This window comes from Bradyrhizobium sp. ISRA430, from assembly GCF_029909975.1.
Taxonomy (GTDB): Bacteria; Pseudomonadota; Alphaproteobacteria; order Rhizobiales; family Xanthobacteraceae; genus Bradyrhizobium.
The window spans coordinates 3,577,215-3,591,657 of record NZ_CP094516.1 but is presented as its reverse complement, the minus strand read 5'-3'; the positions used below and the strand labels follow the sequence as shown (position 1 = coordinate 3,591,657).

Genomic DNA, 14,443 nt, shown 5'->3' with positions numbered 1-14,443 from the left:
TACTTCAGCTTCTTACTCGGGCTTCGACGCGTCCGGTTTCTTCGGCTCCTTGTGGCCGCCGAAGCCCGCACGCATCGCCGAGAGAATTTTTTCGGCGAAGGTGTGTTCCTTGCGGGAACGGAAACGTGCGAAAAGGGCCGCCGTCAGGACCTCGGCCGGCACGGCCTCGTCGATCGCCGCATTCACGGTCCAACGACCTTCGCCGGAATCCTCCACGAAGCCCGAATATTCCGACAGCGCCGGGCTGTCGGCGAGCGCCGTCGAGGTGAGATCGAGCAGCCAGGACGGGATCACGCTGCCGCGCCGCCAGACCTCGGCGATATCGGCGAGATCGAAGTTGAAGCGGTGATCCGCCGGCAGCGCCTCGATATTGGCATTCTTGAGAATGTCGAAGCCCTCGGCATAGGCCTGCATCAGGCCGTATTCGATGCCGTTGTGGATCATCTTGACGAAGTGGCCGGCGCCGACCGGACCGGCATGGATGTAGCCCTGTTCGATACGGGGGTCGCGGTTTTCGCGTCCCGGCGTGCGCGGAATGTCGCCGGCGCCGGGCGCCAGCGCGGCGAAGATCGGATCGAGCCGGTCGACGACCGCCTTGTCGCCGCCGATCATCATGCAATAGCCGCGATCCAGCCCCAAGACTCCGCCGGAGGTGCCGACGTCGACATAATGGATGCCGCGCGTGTTCAGCGCCTTGCCGCGGCGGACGTCGTCCTGCCAGAACGTGTTGCCGCCGTCGATGATGACGTCGCCGGCCTGCATCACGCCCGCAAGCGCGTCGATCGTCGTCTCGGTGATGCGGCCGGCCGGCAGCATCACCCAGGCCGTGCGCGGCCGCTCGAGTTTCGCGACGAACTCTTCCAGCGTGGAGGCGCCTTGCGCGCCGTCTGCGGCGAGGCCGGCGACGGCGTTGGCGTCCTTGTCATAGACCACGGTTGAATGGCCGTTGCGCATCAGGCGGCGAACGATGTTGCCGCCCATCCGGCCGAGGCCGATCATGCCGAGTTGCATCGCGATATTCCCTAGTTGAGCGCGTCCGACAGCGCGGCGTTGAGCGCCGCGAGACCCTTCTTGAGGCCGCCCTTCAGGTGCACGCGAAGCGCGCGGCGGCCGCGCTCGGTGAGCACGTCGAAATCACCGCGCGCCTGCGCCGCCTTGATGACGCCGAAGCTCGCCTTCTGGCCCGGCACGGCAAGGTCCTTGGCATCGTCTGCCGTGATCTGGAGGAACACGCCGCTGTCGGGCCCGCCCTTGTAGGCCTGCCCGGTCGAGTGCAGGAAGCGCGGGCCGAACTCGGCGCAGGTCGCGACATGACGCTTCTCGCGCACTTCCAGCCGCATCGCCTGGAGCGCATCGATGGTGGCATTGTCGCGCGCGATGTAGCCGAGCAGGGCGACATAGTCGCCATGGTTGGAGCGGGAAAGATGTGCCTTCAGCCAGGAGGTGAGGTCGCCGTTCGCCCCGGCAGCGCGCAGCGCTGCGGCGTTGGCCTCGTCGGTGTAGAGATCGGCCTCGTCCGTGCTGACGACTGGCTCTTCGGCCGGCAACGCGCCGGTCTTCTCGAACGCCGCAGTAAGCTCCCGCGTCTTGATCTTGGCCGCTTCCACGTCCGGCTGGTCGAACGGATTGATGCCGAGGATTGCGCCAGCCACCGCCGTCGCCATCTCGAAGCGGAAGAACTCCTGGCCGAGATGGTCGATCGACTTCATGACGATGCGTACGACCGGATGGCCGGCCTGTTCGAGTGCGGTGAGCTTCGCGTCATGGTCGGCATCCGCCTCGCCCTCGGTACGGATGTCGATGAAGAAGCGGTCGTTGCCGTAGGTCGAGGGATTCCCCAGTGGCTCGCCGTCGATCGGAATCAGGCCCTTGCCTTCCTTGCCGGTCGATTCCGCGATGAGCTGCTCGGCCCAGGCGCCGAAATCGGCGATCTTCTTCGACGACAGGATCGTGACCTTGTCGCGGCCCTCGAGGCCGGCGAGGCCCATCGCAAGACCAAGCTGCACGCCAGGATTTTCTTGCGGCGGCACGTCCGGCCCGCACGAGCGCACCATCGAGAGCGCGTGCTTGATCAGGGTCTTGACGTCGATGCCTGCGGTTGCCGCCGGCACGAGACCGAAGGGCGAGAGCACCGAGTAGCGTCCGCCGATCGAGGGCTCGCCGTGGAAGATGCGGGCGTAGCCGAGCTGCTTGGCCGCCTTCTCCAGCGACGAGCCGGGATCAGTCACCGCGATGAAGCGATGGCCGGTCTTGACGGATGAACCGACCGCCTGAGCCACGCGCTCGTGGAAGTAATCCTTCATCGCGTTCGGCTCGGTGGTGCCGCCGGACTTGCTGGAGACGATGAAAACGGTGTTGGCGATGTCGATGCTGGCCTCCATCGCCCGCACCTGCGCCGGATCGGTGGAATCCAGCACATGCAGCTTCGGAAAGCCGGACTTCCGTGCGAACGTCTCGGCCAGCACCTCGGGCCCGAGGCTCGATCCACCCATACCGAGCACGACGGCGTCGGAGAATTTTTGGCCCTTCACGCGGTTCGCATAGTCCGCGTAGTCCGCGACGTCGGCCTTCGCCGCGCTGTCGAGCCAGCCGAGCCATTTGTCCTCGTCGGCACCGGTCCAGACCGACTTGTCGCGCTGCCAGAGCCTGCGGATCTTGGCACAAGCGCGCCACTCTTCAGCGCTCTTGGTCACCGCCTTGCCGAGCCCGTCGCCGAGCGACAGGTGCTGGCGGTCGAGTGCCGGCCCGAGCACGGTGGCGCGCTTGTGGGCGACTGCGCCATAAAGCTTGTCGGCGGCGTCGGCGAACTGCTTGACGCCGTCCTTGACGAGCTCTTCGGTGATCGCATCGAGCGAGATGCCCGAGCGCTCCAGCTCTTCCAGCACGGCCTTCGCCTCGTCGACATTCTCCTCCAGGGTATCGCGCAGCTTGCCGTGGTCGCGGAACGCCTCCAGCGTGGCCGGCGGCATCGTGTTGATGGTATTCGGGCCGATCAGCCCTTCGACATAGAGGACGTCGCTGTACTCCTTGTTCTTGGTCCCCGTGGACGCCCACAGCATCCGTTGCGGCTTGGCTCCCTTCGCGGCGAGCTTCTCCCAGCGCGGGCCAGAGAACAGGCGCTTGTAGTCCTGGTAGGCGAGCTTGGCATTGGCGATCGCGACTTTGCCCTTCAGCGCGGCGAGCCGCTCCTTTTCGCTGGGATCGTTGGCGCGTGCGATCTTCTCGTCGAGCTGCTTGTCGACCATCGTGTCGATCCGGCTGACGAAGAAGCTCGCGACGCTCGCCACGTGCGACGGATCGCCGCCGTCGGCGACGTATTTTTCGAGACCGGCAAGATAGGCCTCGGCGACCTCCAGATAGACCGCCTTGGAGAACAACAGCGTGATGTTGATGCTGAGACCTTCGCTGGTGAGCTGCCTGATGGCCGGCAGGCCCTCCGGCGTTGCCGGCACCTTGACCATCAAGTTCTTGCGATCGACGTCCTTCCAGAGGCGTCGCGCCTCGGCGACCGTAGCCGCGGTGTCCATCGCGAGGTAGGGCGAGACCTCCAGGCTGACATAGCCGTCATGGCCCTTGAGGCTGTCATAGACCGGGCGGAGCACGTCGGCAGCGCTCCGAATGTCCTCGACCGCAACGGTCTCGAACAATTCGGTCACCGTCCGGTCGCCGCGCTTGAGCGCCTTGCCGATCGAGGCGTCGTACTCGTCCGAGCTGCCGATCGCCTTCTCGAAGATCGAGGGGTTGGAGGTCACTCCCTTGAGGCCATCGGTGTCGATCAACCGCTTCAGGTCGCCCTTCGCAATGAAGCCGCGGGCCAGAAAGTCCAGCCATACGGCCTGTCCGTGCTTTTCCAGTTCTTTGACGGGATTCATGATGTCTATTTCTCTCCAAGCCTGCGGGCGAGGGGTTCCCGCGCCGGTCCTGACGCGCTATTCTCTAGCTAACATGCTCCCGGGAGGGAACCAATCAAGGGTATGGGTGTCATACTCTGGGTAAACTCCGTTGAGATCATGGCGATCCGGGCGGGTTGTTATGTTGCGTGAAAGTCCTCGGCCGGGATCGTTCGGTCGAAGACTGGTTGCGTAGCGTCGGCTTGGCGCTGAGCGGAGTGTCGTCAGCGGGTGTTTGCTCGCGAGGCGTGCCGCGTCGGCTAGGTCATGAACAGCCACGCTGGGGCAAGTATCCACGCACATCGGGACGGCCGTCGCTGCCAATTCGCAAATTGGCCGGTGCGGCCGACGCAGATGAATTGTGCGATTTCGAAATCGGTCGATGTGCGTCTCGCTTTGGCTGGCTGTCGCGGCGGGTTCGGTGGTGACCTTGCTCGGTGCGAGCCTTGCCGTCGATTTGTCGGACGGCCTTGTCACCGCCTGCGGCGTCCGTGCGCCCCGCAGCGGTCATGAATGTCTGGTTTGGGACTGATCGCGGATGTTTCGGCTGATGAATGCCGCGGCCGCAAGATGGTTGTGCTGACGCTGACGTCGCTGTTGCCGCGGCAGCTCTCCTGCAGTTGACCAAACGGCTGCGTCGCCGGGTTGGGTGACGACCGATTTTGATACACTGCTGCGCGCCTGTCGCGACCGTCAGGCTGCGAGCGATTCACGCACCGCGTTGCAGCGGGAGTCATGGCGCGCAAAGCTTCGCCGCACGAGCGTCATAAAGCTGCCGTTGGTGAACGGCTATGCTGCGGTGCCGGATGAACGATCCCCGGTAATGCCCGGATGTTGCGGTGAGGCGACATTTGCTGGAAATTAGCGAATACAGGTATAGATTCGCATAAATAACGGGCAAGTGCCTGTTCGTAACCCACCCGAATGCCTACGTTGTGCGTTGCGTGGAGAAGGGGCCAGGGTGTCCAATGATCGTCATGTGCTCACGCTGATTCGAGACGGGCGCTGAGGAACGGTCCGGTAACTGCTTTCGTTTCAGCTTGTGTAGCGGAACTCATGCGGAGAGGGATCATGTACAACGATTCTCTATTCAACGCTTTCGCTCGGTCGTTCGAGGCGAGAAGCCAGCACGACATGTCGATGGCGGAATATCTGGAATCGTGTCGAAGCGATCCCATGAAGTACGCGAATGCGGCCGAACGACTACTAGCTGCGATCGGTGACCCCCAGACGATTGACACGGCCAAGGACCCACGCCTTGGCCGTATCTTTTTGAATCGTACGATACGCACCTATCCGGCCTTCGCCGGCTTCTACGGAATGGAGGAAACGATCGAGCGCATCGTTGGTTTCTTCCGCCACGCCGCGCAAGGCCTCGAAGAGCGCAAGCAGATCCTCTATCTGCTCGGCCCGGTCGGCGGCGGCAAATCCTCGCTCGCCGAGCGGCTCAAGTCGCTGATGGAGGTGCAACCGATCTACGTGCTGAAGGCCGGCGACGAGTTGAGCCCGGTGTTCGAAAGCCCGCTCAGCCTGTTCGATCCCGATCAGCTCGGGCCGGTGCTGGAAGAGAAGTATGGCGTTCCGCGCCGCCGCCTCACCGGCCTGATGAGCCCGTGGTGCTACAAGCGGCTCGAAGCCTTCGGCGGCGACATCTCGCAATTCCGCGTCGCCAAGATCCAGCCGTCGCGCCTGCGCCAGATCGCGGTCGCCAAGACCGAGCCCGGCGACGAGAACAACCAGGACATCTCCTCGCTGGTCGGCAAGGTCGATATCCGCAAGCTCGAGACCTACGCGCAGAACGACCCCGACGCCTACAGCTATTCCGGCGGCCTCAACCGCGCCAACCAGGGCATCCTCGAGTTCGTCGAGATGTTCAAGGCGCCGATCAAGATGCTGCACCCGCTGCTCACGGCGACGCAGGAAGGCAACTACATCGGCACCGAGAACATCGGCGCGATCCCGTTCAGCGGCATCATCCTGGCGCACTCCAATGAGGCCGAGTGGACGAGCTTCAAGTCCAACAAGAACAACGAAGCCTTCATCGACCGCATCTGCGTGATCAAGGTCCCGTACGTGCTGCGGGTCACCGAAGAGCAGAAGATCTACGAGAAGCTGATCCAGGGCTCCGAGCTGGCATCGGCGCCGTGCGCGCCGTCGACGCTGGAGACGATGGCGCGGTTCTCGGTGATGTCGCGCCTGCGCCGGCACGAGAACTCGACCCTGTTCGGCAAGATGCGGGTGTATGACGGCGAAAGCCTGAAGGAGTCCGATCCGAAGGCGCGCAGCGTCCAGGAATATCGCGACGCCGCCGGCGTCGACGAGGGCATGGACGGCGTCTCCACGCGCTTCGCCTTCAAGATCCTGGCAGCGACCTTCAACCACGATCCGCAGGAGGTCGCCGCCGACGCCGTTCACTTGATGTACGCGCTCGAACAGGCGATCCGCCGCGAGCAGCTCCCGGAGGAGACCGAGAAGCGTTATCTCGAATTCATCAAGGCGGAACTCGCGCCGCGCTACGCCGAATTCATCGGCAACGAGATCCAGAAGGCCTATCTGGAATCCTACGCAGACTACGGCCAGAACCTGTTCGACCGTTACGTCGACTATGCAGATGCGTGGATCGAGGATCAGGACTTCAAGGATCCCGACACCGGCCAGCTCCTGGATCGCGAACTGTTGAACCAGGAATTGACCAAGATCGAGAAGCCGGCCGGCATCGCCAATCCGAAGGATTTCCGGAACGAGGTGGTCAAGTTCTCGTTACGAGCAAGGGCCCAGAACAGCGGCAAGAATCCGAACTGGACCTCCTACGAGAAGATTCGCGACGTGATCGAAAAGCGGATATTCTCGCAGGTCGAGGACCTGCTTCCGGTGATCTCGTTCGGGTCGAAGAAGGACGGCGAGACGGAGAAGAAGCACGGCGAGTTCGTCGCACGCATGGTGGAGCGCGGCTACACCGAGCGTCAGGTTCGCCGGCTGGTCGAATGGTACATGCGGGTGAAGCAAGCCGGTTGAGGCGGATGAGAAAGTGGCCATTCACATCATTGACAGGCGCCTGAATCCAGGCGGCAAGAGTCTTGAGAACCGTCAGCGGTTCTTGCGTCGGGCCAAATCCCTGGTGCAGGGCGCCGTCAAGAAGACCTCGCAGGAACGCGACATCAGGGACGTCCTGGAGGGTGGTGAGGTCACGATCCCGCTCGACGGCATGCACGAGCCGCGCTTCCGCCGCGAGGGCGGCACGCGCGACATGGTGCTGCCCGGCAACAAGAAGTTCGTCGAGGGCGACTATCTGCCCCGCTCGGGCCAGGGCAGCGCCAAGGATTCGGGTCCCGGCGAGGGCGACAGCGAAGACGCCTTCCGGTTTGTGCTGAGCCGCGACGAGTTCGTCGATCTCTTCCTCGACGACCTCGAACTCCCTGATCTCGCCAAGCGCAAGATCGCGGAGACCGAGAGCGAGGGCATCCAACGCGCCGGCTATACCACCTCGGGATCGCCCGCCAACATCTCCGTGAGCCGGACGGTGCAGCTTGCGCTCGCCCGCCGCATCGCGCTCCGCCGTCCGCGCAAGAGCGAGATGGATGAGCTGGAAGCCGAGATCGACGCATGTACCGATGAGGACAGGCGCGCCGAGCTCCTCGCCCGGCTCGCGAAGCTCAAGGCGAAAGCCAAGCGCATTCCCTTCATCGATCCGCTCGACATCCGCTACCGGCGCTTCGAGACGGTGCCGAAGCCGGTCGCGCAGGCGGTGATGTTCTGTCTGATGGACGTCTCCGGCTCGATGTCCGAGCACATGAAGGATCTCGCCAAGCGCTTCTACATGCTGCTCTACGTCTTCCTGAAGCGCCGTTACAAGCATGTTGAGATCGTCTTCATCCGCCACACCGACCGCGCCGAGGAGGTCGACGAGCAGACCTTCTTCTACGGCCCGGCCTCCGGCGGCACGCTGGTCTCGAGCGCGCTCCAGGCCATGCACGAGATCGTGCGCGAGCGCTTCAATCCGGCGGACTGGAACATCTACGCGGCCCAGGCCTCCGACGGTGACAATTCCTATTCCGACGGCGAGCTCGCGGGCATGCTGCTGACGGAGAAGATCCTTCCTGTCTGCCAGTTCTTTGCCTATCTCGAAGTCGGCGAGTCCGGCGGCAGTGCCTTCGATCTGTCCGATTCCTCGCTCTGGACTCTCTATGACCGCCTGCGCAACACCGGCGCGCCGCTGTCGATGCGCAAGGTCAGCGAGCGCAGCGAGATTTTTCCGGTGTTCCACGACCTGTTCCAGCGCCGCGAAACCCAGGAGAAGGCCGCTCCATGACGGAACGATTGTTCGAAGGTGCGGATTGGGACTTCCACACCCTGCAGCGCGTTCACGACGCCTGCGAGGAGTTGGCGACAAAGGATCTCGGGCTCGACGTCTATCCGAACCAGATCGAGGTCATCACCGCCGAGCAGATGCTGGATGCCTATTCGTCCGTAGGCATGCCGCTGTTCTACAAGCACTGGTCGTTCGGCAAGCACTTCGCGTTCCACGAGGCTTCCTATCGCAAGGGCCTGATGGGGCTCGCCTATGAGATCGTGATCAACTCCTCGCCCTGCATCTCCTACCTGATGGAGGAGAATACGGCGACGATGCAGACGCTGGTGATCGCGCACGCCGCCTTCGGCCACAATCATTTCTTCAAGAACAACTATCTGTTCAAGCAGTGGACTGACGCCGACGGTATTCTGGACTATCTGGATTTCGCCAAGAACTACGTCGCGAGTTGCGAGGAGCGCCACGGCCGCATCGAGGTCGAGCGCACGCTGGATGCCGCCCATGCGCTGATGTCGCACGGCATCGACCGCTATCCCGGCAAGAAGAAGCTGGACCTGCGCGCCGAAGAGAAGCGGGCAGGGCGGCGCCGCCAGCACGAGGAGGAGGTCTTCAACGACCTCTGGCGCACCGTGCCGAAGGGAGCGGCCAAGAGCCGATCCGCGCTCAGCATCGAACGCCGCCGCAAGCTGCTGGGCCTGCCGCAGGAAAACCTGCTCTACTTCCTGGAGAAGAGCGCGCCGCGGCTGGCGCCCTGGCAGCGCGAGCTCTTGCGCATCGTCCGGCACATCGCGCAGTATTTCTACCCGCAGAGCCAGACCAAGGTGATGAACGAGGGGACGGCGACCTACGTCCACTATCGCATCATGAGCAAGCTGCACCAGCAGGGCCGCATCAGCGACGGCAACTTCCTCGAATTCCTGCAATCGCACACCAACGTCGTATTCCAGCCCGAATTCGACGATCCGCGCTTCTCCGGATTCAACCCCTATGCGCTCGGCTTCGCTGTGATGCAGGACATCGAGCGCATCGTCAGCAAGCCCGAGGACGAGGACCGCGAATGGTTCCCGGACATCGCCGGCAAAGGCGACGTGATGGGCGTGCTGCGCGACGTCTGGGCCAACTATCGCGATGAGAGCTTCATTGGCCAGTTCCTCAGTCCGCGCCTGATGCGGCACTTCCGGATGTTCCACCTGCACGACGATCCCGAGGAGCGCGCCGGAATCCGGGTGGATGCCATTCACGACGAGCGCGGCTTCCGCCGGGTGCGGCGTGAGCTGGCGCGGCAGCATGATGTCGGCTTCATCGACGCCAATATCGAGGTGGTCGACGTCGATTTGTCCGGCGACCGCCGGCTGATCCTGCACCACCACGTCATCAAGGGCTCGCAGCTCAACGAGACCGACGCCAAGCGGGTGCTTCAGCATCTCGCCGATCTCTGGACCTATGACGTCTCGCTGATCGAGGTCGATGCCAACGACAAGGTTGTGCGCGAATACGTCGTGAGCCCGCGGCCGCTGCCGGCGGCGGCCTGACGCCGCCACCTCTCCGTACGGGGGAGAGTTCTCGACCCGCTTGAGCTTCTTAAGCCGAAGCTTTGGCAGATTTGCCTTTGGCCTTGGTCTTGGATTTGGCTTTGGACGTGTTCAGGGCGACGGCCGCGCGGATGAGCGCTTTCAGCGCCTTTTCGTCGATCTTCGCGCCCTCGGGAAAATCGATGGCGCGCCTCACATTCCCTTCGAGACTGGAATTGAAGAGGCCCGCGGGGTCCTCCAGCGCCGCGCCCTTTGCAAAAGTCATCTTCACGGCGGCCTTGTAGGTCTCGCCCCTGCAGATGATTCCGTCGTGCGACCACACCGGCACGCCGCGCCACTTCAATTCCTCGACGACGTCGGGATCGGCCTCCCTGATCAGGGTCCGGAGCCGGCTCAACATCTTGCCTCGCCAATCGCCAAGCTCCTGGATTTTCGCGTCGATCAAATGGGATGCTGAAGCCCCTTCCGCCTCGCTGCCGGTCTTCTTGGCTGCTGTTGCGATCTTCTTCATGATCTCGCTTGCCTCTACCTTCCGTTCGGCCAACTCACTGGCTTGTTTCACCCGCCATGCGGCGGCCGGCCACATACGGTAGCGCAAACAAATAAAGGCCGCTCGCGAGCAACAGGATGAGCGGGACCAGCGCCAAGAGGCCCACCCACAGAGCCTGCACCTGTTGGGTCATGGCGACGACGTTGGCGATGACGGCTAGCGTGAACGCGATCGAAAGCCAGCGATGGATCTGGCGAATCCGCATATTCCAGGTCAATGGGACCTCCTCTCGAGTGAAGATGGTGGGGTAGGGGATGCTGGTCGTGGAGCTCACTCCGTCCGCGCCAGCACCTCCTCGAGTTTTGCAAAGAACTGCTTCCACCCGGCATGGGCGCCGCCATAGGCCTGCTTCTGGGTGGGCCGGAAACCTGCCTGCTCCACGCGCAGATGGGTGCCGCCGCCCGCCGGGGTGAGCGTAAAGGTCACGACGCTTCTGAGATCGAAGTTCGCGTCCTCGTGCGTGAAATTCCAGGTGTAGGCGAGGCTTCTATGCGGCTCGATGGTGAGAACCTCGCAGTCCAGCACGCCGCCCCACTCGCCGCGAAGGTTGAACTTGTGGCCAACGACGGGCTTGAAGTCGTTCTTCATCAGCCATTCCTCGATCAGATGCGGCTGCGTCAGCGCGCGCCAGACCCTTTCCGGCGGAAAAGCCATCTCGCGTTCGATGATCACGGAGCGCAGCTCAGTCGCAGCTTCTGTCATTGGTCCATCCTCTTCAGGAGATATTCGAGCGCATCGAGCCGGTTCTGCCAGAATCCGGCCATCTGGCTCGTCCAGTCGATCAGCGGATTCAGCGCGCCGGGCTCTGCGCTGTAATGGGTCTGGCGGCCCTCGTGGCGGTCGCGCACGAGCCCCGCCTGCTTCAGCGCGCCAAGATGTTTCGAGACCGCCGGCTGTGAAACGCCGGATCGGGCCGTCAGCGCCCCGACCGTCTGCTCCCCGTCGCGGCATAGCCGCTCGAAGATCGACCGTCGGGTCGGATCGGCCAGGGTTTTGAACAGCAGGTCGGGGGTGCTCGACATCTCTAATCCATAACCCATCGGTTATGAAATAATCCATAACCGAAGAGTTATGGATGAGTCAAGCGGGATGAGTTCTTGTTGAAGCGATGCGAACCCAGAGCTCGGACCACCTCTCCCGCCGGGGAGAGGTGGTCCCCGGTGAGCGGCCGAACTTCATCGTGTTTCAAGGCCGCAAGTAGATGTAACCCTGCGACTGGAGTTCGGCGAGACGAACCACGCCGCCTTTCTCCGCACTGACGAAGCCGGGCAGCAGATCCCTGAGCGTGACGTTCTGCGCCCTCATCGTGTTGCCGCAGGCGGCGAGCTCGACGCCGTCCTTGGAGAAATCGCCGATCCGCTTGCCGATATCGGGGTTGGCGTGCGCCGAGTGAAACGCCTTCAACGCCGGCCCGTGGATCACCAGCGCAATCGTCACATGCTCGGGACCGCCGACGCCGTCGATATGGTTCTGGATGTTGCCGAGTACGAAACTGACCTTCTCGGCATCGCTCAGGTGATAGACGACCTTGAGCTTGTCGCTCGCATTGGCCTCCGTTGCAGCTTTCGCGCCTCGGGCAGCGAACATCGCGCCCAAGCTGGAAACCGCGCTCCAGAGGATATTGCGCCGGTTCATGACGTCTCCCTCGACTGCGCATGGGCTGCGACAGCGGCAGCGCCGCCATGCGGATCATGCGTCTGAGATGGCCGGACAGATATCACTTGTGGCGGAGCGCGGCGAGTTCCTTGCGGTCGGTGACGAGCGAGGCGCATTCGCTGCTGTCGGCAGGGTCGAGGCGGAAAATCTTGTCGTCGGCGCCGGCGACCAGCGATTGCTCGGCCTCGTCGTCCGGCTTGTTGTTCTGCCAGACCCGGACACGCTCGAGCCGGACGATGGCCGATTTGTTGTCCTTCGACAGCGCCACCTCGATGCCGCCCCCTTCGCAATCGACGCCGCAGCCGAGACGGACTTCGTCACCGTAGTCCCCGAGCACCACATGGTGGCATGAACCGCTGGAATCGAAATCGCCGGAGCGATGGCGGTATTTGAAGCCGAGCCGGAATGAGTTGTGGAGCTGTTTGTCTTCCTCATCGTATTCAGCCGACACCAGCAGCTTCATCGACGCGACCTTCTGCTTCGGATGCCGCGCCAGGTGCTCGGCATCGTAGCGGCGGACGAAGCAGGCATAGGCCTTGTTGCCGGGCACGCCTGCATACATCCGCGCGTTGAAGGTCTCCGCCTCCGCCTTGTTTGCCTCCCGCACCTTGTCGGCCTCCTCGGCGTGGGCCGCGCCGGTCAGCGCAGCGAGGGTAAGGGCAGCAAAGAGAGAGAACTTCATGACGGCCTCGCGTGCGTGACAACCATAGCAGGAGCTGTTGTCTGTTAGACGCGCGCTGCGTGCGACACGTTCAACGTTCGCAAGGTCGCTGCATGATGATCGCAGGGCGGAGTGAGATGGATGGTTCCACGCGGCGCATTAGTCATCGGCAGGGTCGAGAAGGTTCAATCGACATGGCGCTTTCGCCTTCCGGAACTTGATGTGGATGATTTCTGCGACATTGTCTCAGTTCATCAATGTGATAGCTTTCACAGACGATTGCTTTTCGAAGTCGTATGCTGGGGCTGCCTTCTGGTAGGTTCGTGGAGTCCCCGCGGTGGGCGAAATTCGCAATTTCAGATCCGGAAGTCATGACGAGCCGCCGCACGGCGCAATGCCTCGTCGTCTCGCCGCGATCATTGTCGGTGACATCGCTTCCTACAGTCGCTTGATGCAGGCCGACGAGGAGGGCACGCATGTTCGCGTCAAGCGGATCGAGCGGGATCTCATCCAGCCCACCATCGTCGAGCACCACGGAAGTCTGGTGAAGACGACGGGCGACGGCTTCATCGCCATTTTCGATAGTCCCGTCGAAGCTGTCAGATGCAGTATCGTCATCCAGCAGAACCTCATCGGCCGCAATGCCTCGCTTCCGAAGCATTCCCGGATCGAATATCGGATCGGCGTCAATCTCGGTGACGTCATCGTCGAGCCGGACGATATCTACGGCGACGGCGTCAACATCGCCACGCGCATCGAGGGTATCGCCGAGCCCGGTCAGGTCTATATCTCCGGCGCGATCTACGAGCAGATCAAGCACAAGGTGGTGTGCGGCTATGAGGCGCTTGGCGATCACAAGGTCAAGAACATCACCGATCCCGTGCGGATCTATCGCGTGCTACCGGACGCAGATGCCGTCGGCAGGACGCGAAGCCGGCGCGAGAATGCCTTGATGTTTCTCCTGGCCATCATGGTGCTGGTCATTGCCGCCGGCGTGCTCTGGTATCTGCTGACGCAGCCGGGCAGGGTGGGCGAACAGGCCGCGACGCCGACCGCTTCGCCGGCCGCATCCCCGAGCCCGCAGCCTTCGCCGCGCGAAGCGACGACGCAGACGCCGCAACCGTCTCCTTCATTGGCTTCGTCGCCCGCCCCGGCGTCGGCGACGCCCTTCCGCGAACCCCAGATGGTCGCCATTCGCGGCGGCAGCTTCGCAATGGGAAGCAATGATGATCCGACCGAACGCCCGGTCCACCAGGTCTCGGTCAAGCCGTTCTCGATCGGCAAATATCCGGTAACAGTGCAGGAGTGGAACGAATGCGCCGCTGCCAAGGCGTGTGGATTCACCGCCGCCGGCAACGACGATGCGCCGGTCGCCAATGTGAGCTGGACCGATGCGCAACAATACGCCGCCTGGCTCGCGCAGGCAGCGAAGAAGGCCTACCGGCTTCCGAGCGAAGCCGAATGGGAATACGCGGCGCGCGGCGGAACGCAGACCAAGTATTGGTGGGGCGACAAGCTGCAGCCGGGTATGGCCGGGTGCAAGGATTGCGGTGACCTCGCCGCCGAGCAGCCGGGGAAAGTCGGCAGCTTCAAGCCCAACCCATTCGGACTCTACGACATGGGTGGCGGCGTCGATCAGTGGGTCGAGGACTGCTGGCACAGGACCTATCAGGGTGCGCCCGGCGACGGAACGGCATGGACCGGTGGAGATTGCGCCTCGCACGTCCTGCGTTCGGGCTCCTGGAAGAACGATTCGCGGTATGTGCGGCCATCCAACCGCGATGGTTACGATACCAATGTTCGTTACCCGACGCATGGATTCCGCGTCGCGCTCAGTCCTTAAGT

The 14,443-nt window shown here is 63.0% G+C and carries 12 protein-coding genes; 4 read left to right on the top strand and 8 right to left on the bottom strand.

What is annotated here, in order from left to right; translation table 11 throughout:
- Nucleotides 1-12 precede the first annotated feature (12 nt).
- Both gnd and MTX21_RS17170 read right to left on the bottom strand, forming a co-directional pair.
- Nucleotides 13-1,011 (bottom strand): phosphogluconate dehydrogenase (NAD(+)-dependent, decarboxylating), encoded by a 999-nt coding sequence (gnd, locus tag MTX21_RS17175; protein WP_280965957.1) that lies wholly within the window; start codon nucleotides 1,009-1,011, stop codon nucleotides 13-15.
- An 11-nt stretch (nucleotides 1,012-1,022) separates the two neighbouring features.
- Nucleotides 1,023-3,872, bottom strand: a complete 2,850-nt coding sequence (locus MTX21_RS17170; protein WP_280965956.1) for a bifunctional transaldolase/phosoglucose isomerase — start codon at nucleotides 3,870-3,872, stop codon at nucleotides 1,023-1,025.
- 1,089 nt (nucleotides 3,873-4,961) lie between these two features.
- Here MTX21_RS17170 and MTX21_RS17165 point away from each other — a divergent pair.
- Genes MTX21_RS17165 through MTX21_RS17155 form a run of 3 tightly spaced genes read left to right on the top strand, consistent with a single transcriptional unit; the run spans nucleotide 4,962 to nucleotide 9,731 of the window.
- Nucleotides 4,962-6,905 carry a PrkA family serine protein kinase gene (locus tag MTX21_RS17165; protein ID WP_280965955.1) on the top strand — a complete coding sequence of 648 codons (1,944 nt, stop codon included), beginning with the start codon at nucleotides 4,962-4,964 and terminating at the stop codon, nucleotides 6,903-6,905.
- Nucleotides 6,906-6,924: 19 nt separating this feature from the next.
- Complete coding sequence (locus tag MTX21_RS17160) at nucleotides 6,925-8,199, top strand: YeaH/YhbH family protein (RefSeq protein WP_280971081.1); 1,275 nt, start codon at nucleotides 6,925-6,927, stop codon at nucleotides 8,197-8,199.
- Complete coding sequence (locus MTX21_RS17155) at nucleotides 8,196-9,731, top strand: SpoVR family protein (protein ID WP_280965954.1); 1,536 nt, start codon at nucleotides 8,196-8,198, stop codon at nucleotides 9,729-9,731. The genes MTX21_RS17160 and MTX21_RS17155 overlap by 4 nt, the downstream gene beginning before the upstream one ends.
- 49 nt (nucleotides 9,732-9,780) lie before the next feature.
- Here MTX21_RS17155 and MTX21_RS17150 read toward each other — a convergent pair whose 3' ends face one another.
- The 6 genes from MTX21_RS17150 to MTX21_RS17125 all read right to left on the bottom strand — a co-directional run bounded on the left by MTX21_RS17150 (nucleotide 9,781) and on the right by MTX21_RS17125 (nucleotide 12,619).
- On the bottom strand, nucleotides 9,781-10,242 hold the full coding sequence (locus tag MTX21_RS17150) for a DUF1801 domain-containing protein (RefSeq protein WP_280965953.1): 462 nt from the start codon (nucleotides 10,240-10,242) through the stop codon (nucleotides 9,781-9,783).
- A gap of 34 nt (nucleotides 10,243-10,276) precedes the next feature.
- The gene (locus MTX21_RS17145; RefSeq protein ID WP_280965952.1) at nucleotides 10,277-10,498 is read right to left on the bottom strand and encodes a hypothetical protein; all 222 of its coding nucleotides are present in this window, start codon (nucleotides 10,496-10,498) and stop codon (nucleotides 10,277-10,279) included.
- 53 nt (nucleotides 10,499-10,551) lie between these two features.
- Nucleotides 10,552-10,983 (bottom strand): SRPBCC domain-containing protein, encoded by a 432-nt coding sequence (locus MTX21_RS17140; protein WP_280965951.1) that lies wholly within the window; start codon nucleotides 10,981-10,983, stop codon nucleotides 10,552-10,554.
- Complete coding sequence (locus MTX21_RS17135; RefSeq protein ID WP_280965950.1) at nucleotides 10,980-11,303, bottom strand: metalloregulator ArsR/SmtB family transcription factor; 324 nt, start codon at nucleotides 11,301-11,303, stop codon at nucleotides 10,980-10,982. The genes MTX21_RS17140 and MTX21_RS17135 overlap by 4 nt, the downstream gene beginning before the upstream one ends.
- Before the next feature lie 163 nt (nucleotides 11,304-11,466).
- Nucleotides 11,467-11,916, bottom strand: coding sequence for a DsrE family protein (locus tag MTX21_RS17130; protein WP_280965949.1), 450 nt, complete (start codon nucleotides 11,914-11,916; stop codon nucleotides 11,467-11,469).
- Between the two features lie 82 nt (nucleotides 11,917-11,998).
- Nucleotides 11,999-12,619, bottom strand: coding sequence for a hypothetical protein (locus MTX21_RS17125; RefSeq protein ID WP_280965948.1), 621 nt, complete (start codon nucleotides 12,617-12,619; stop codon nucleotides 11,999-12,001).
- 316 nt (nucleotides 12,620-12,935) lie between these two features.
- Between MTX21_RS17125 and MTX21_RS17120 the strand changes: the two genes are divergently transcribed.
- Nucleotides 12,936-14,441 (top strand): SUMF1/EgtB/PvdO family nonheme iron enzyme, encoded by a 1,506-nt coding sequence (locus tag MTX21_RS17120; RefSeq protein WP_280965947.1) that lies wholly within the window; start codon nucleotides 12,936-12,938, stop codon nucleotides 14,439-14,441.
- Nucleotides 14,442-14,443 lie beyond the last annotated feature (2 nt).

Excerpts from the sequence above, each read along its gene's own strand:
- gnd (WP_280965957.1), bottom strand. The coding sequence starts at position 1,011 with ATGCAACTCGGCATGATCGGCCTCGGCCGGATGGGCGGCAACATCGTT.
- MTX21_RS17170 (WP_280965956.1), bottom strand. The coding sequence starts at position 3,872 with ATGAATCCCGTCAAAGAACTGGAAAAGCACGGACAGGCCGTATGGCTG.
- MTX21_RS17165 (WP_280965955.1), top strand. The coding sequence starts at position 4,962 with ATGTACAACGATTCTCTATTCAACGCTTTCGCTCGGTCGTTCGAGGCG.
- MTX21_RS17155 (WP_280965954.1), top strand. The coding sequence starts at position 8,196 with ATGACGGAACGATTGTTCGAAGGTGCGGATTGGGACTTCCACACCCTG.
- MTX21_RS17150 (WP_280965953.1), bottom strand. The coding sequence starts at position 10,242 with ATGAAGAAGATCGCAACAGCAGCCAAGAAGACCGGCAGCGAGGCGGAA.
- MTX21_RS17140 (WP_280965951.1), bottom strand. The coding sequence starts at position 10,983 with ATGACAGAAGCTGCGACTGAGCTGCGCTCCGTGATCATCGAACGCGAG.
- MTX21_RS17135 (WP_280965950.1), bottom strand. The coding sequence starts at position 11,303 with ATGTCGAGCACCCCCGACCTGCTGTTCAAAACCCTGGCCGATCCGACC.
- MTX21_RS17130 (WP_280965949.1), bottom strand. The coding sequence starts at position 11,916 with ATGAACCGGCGCAATATCCTCTGGAGCGCGGTTTCCAGCTTGGGCGCG.
- MTX21_RS17125 (WP_280965948.1), bottom strand. The coding sequence starts at position 12,619 with ATGAAGTTCTCTCTCTTTGCTGCCCTTACCCTCGCTGCGCTGACCGGC.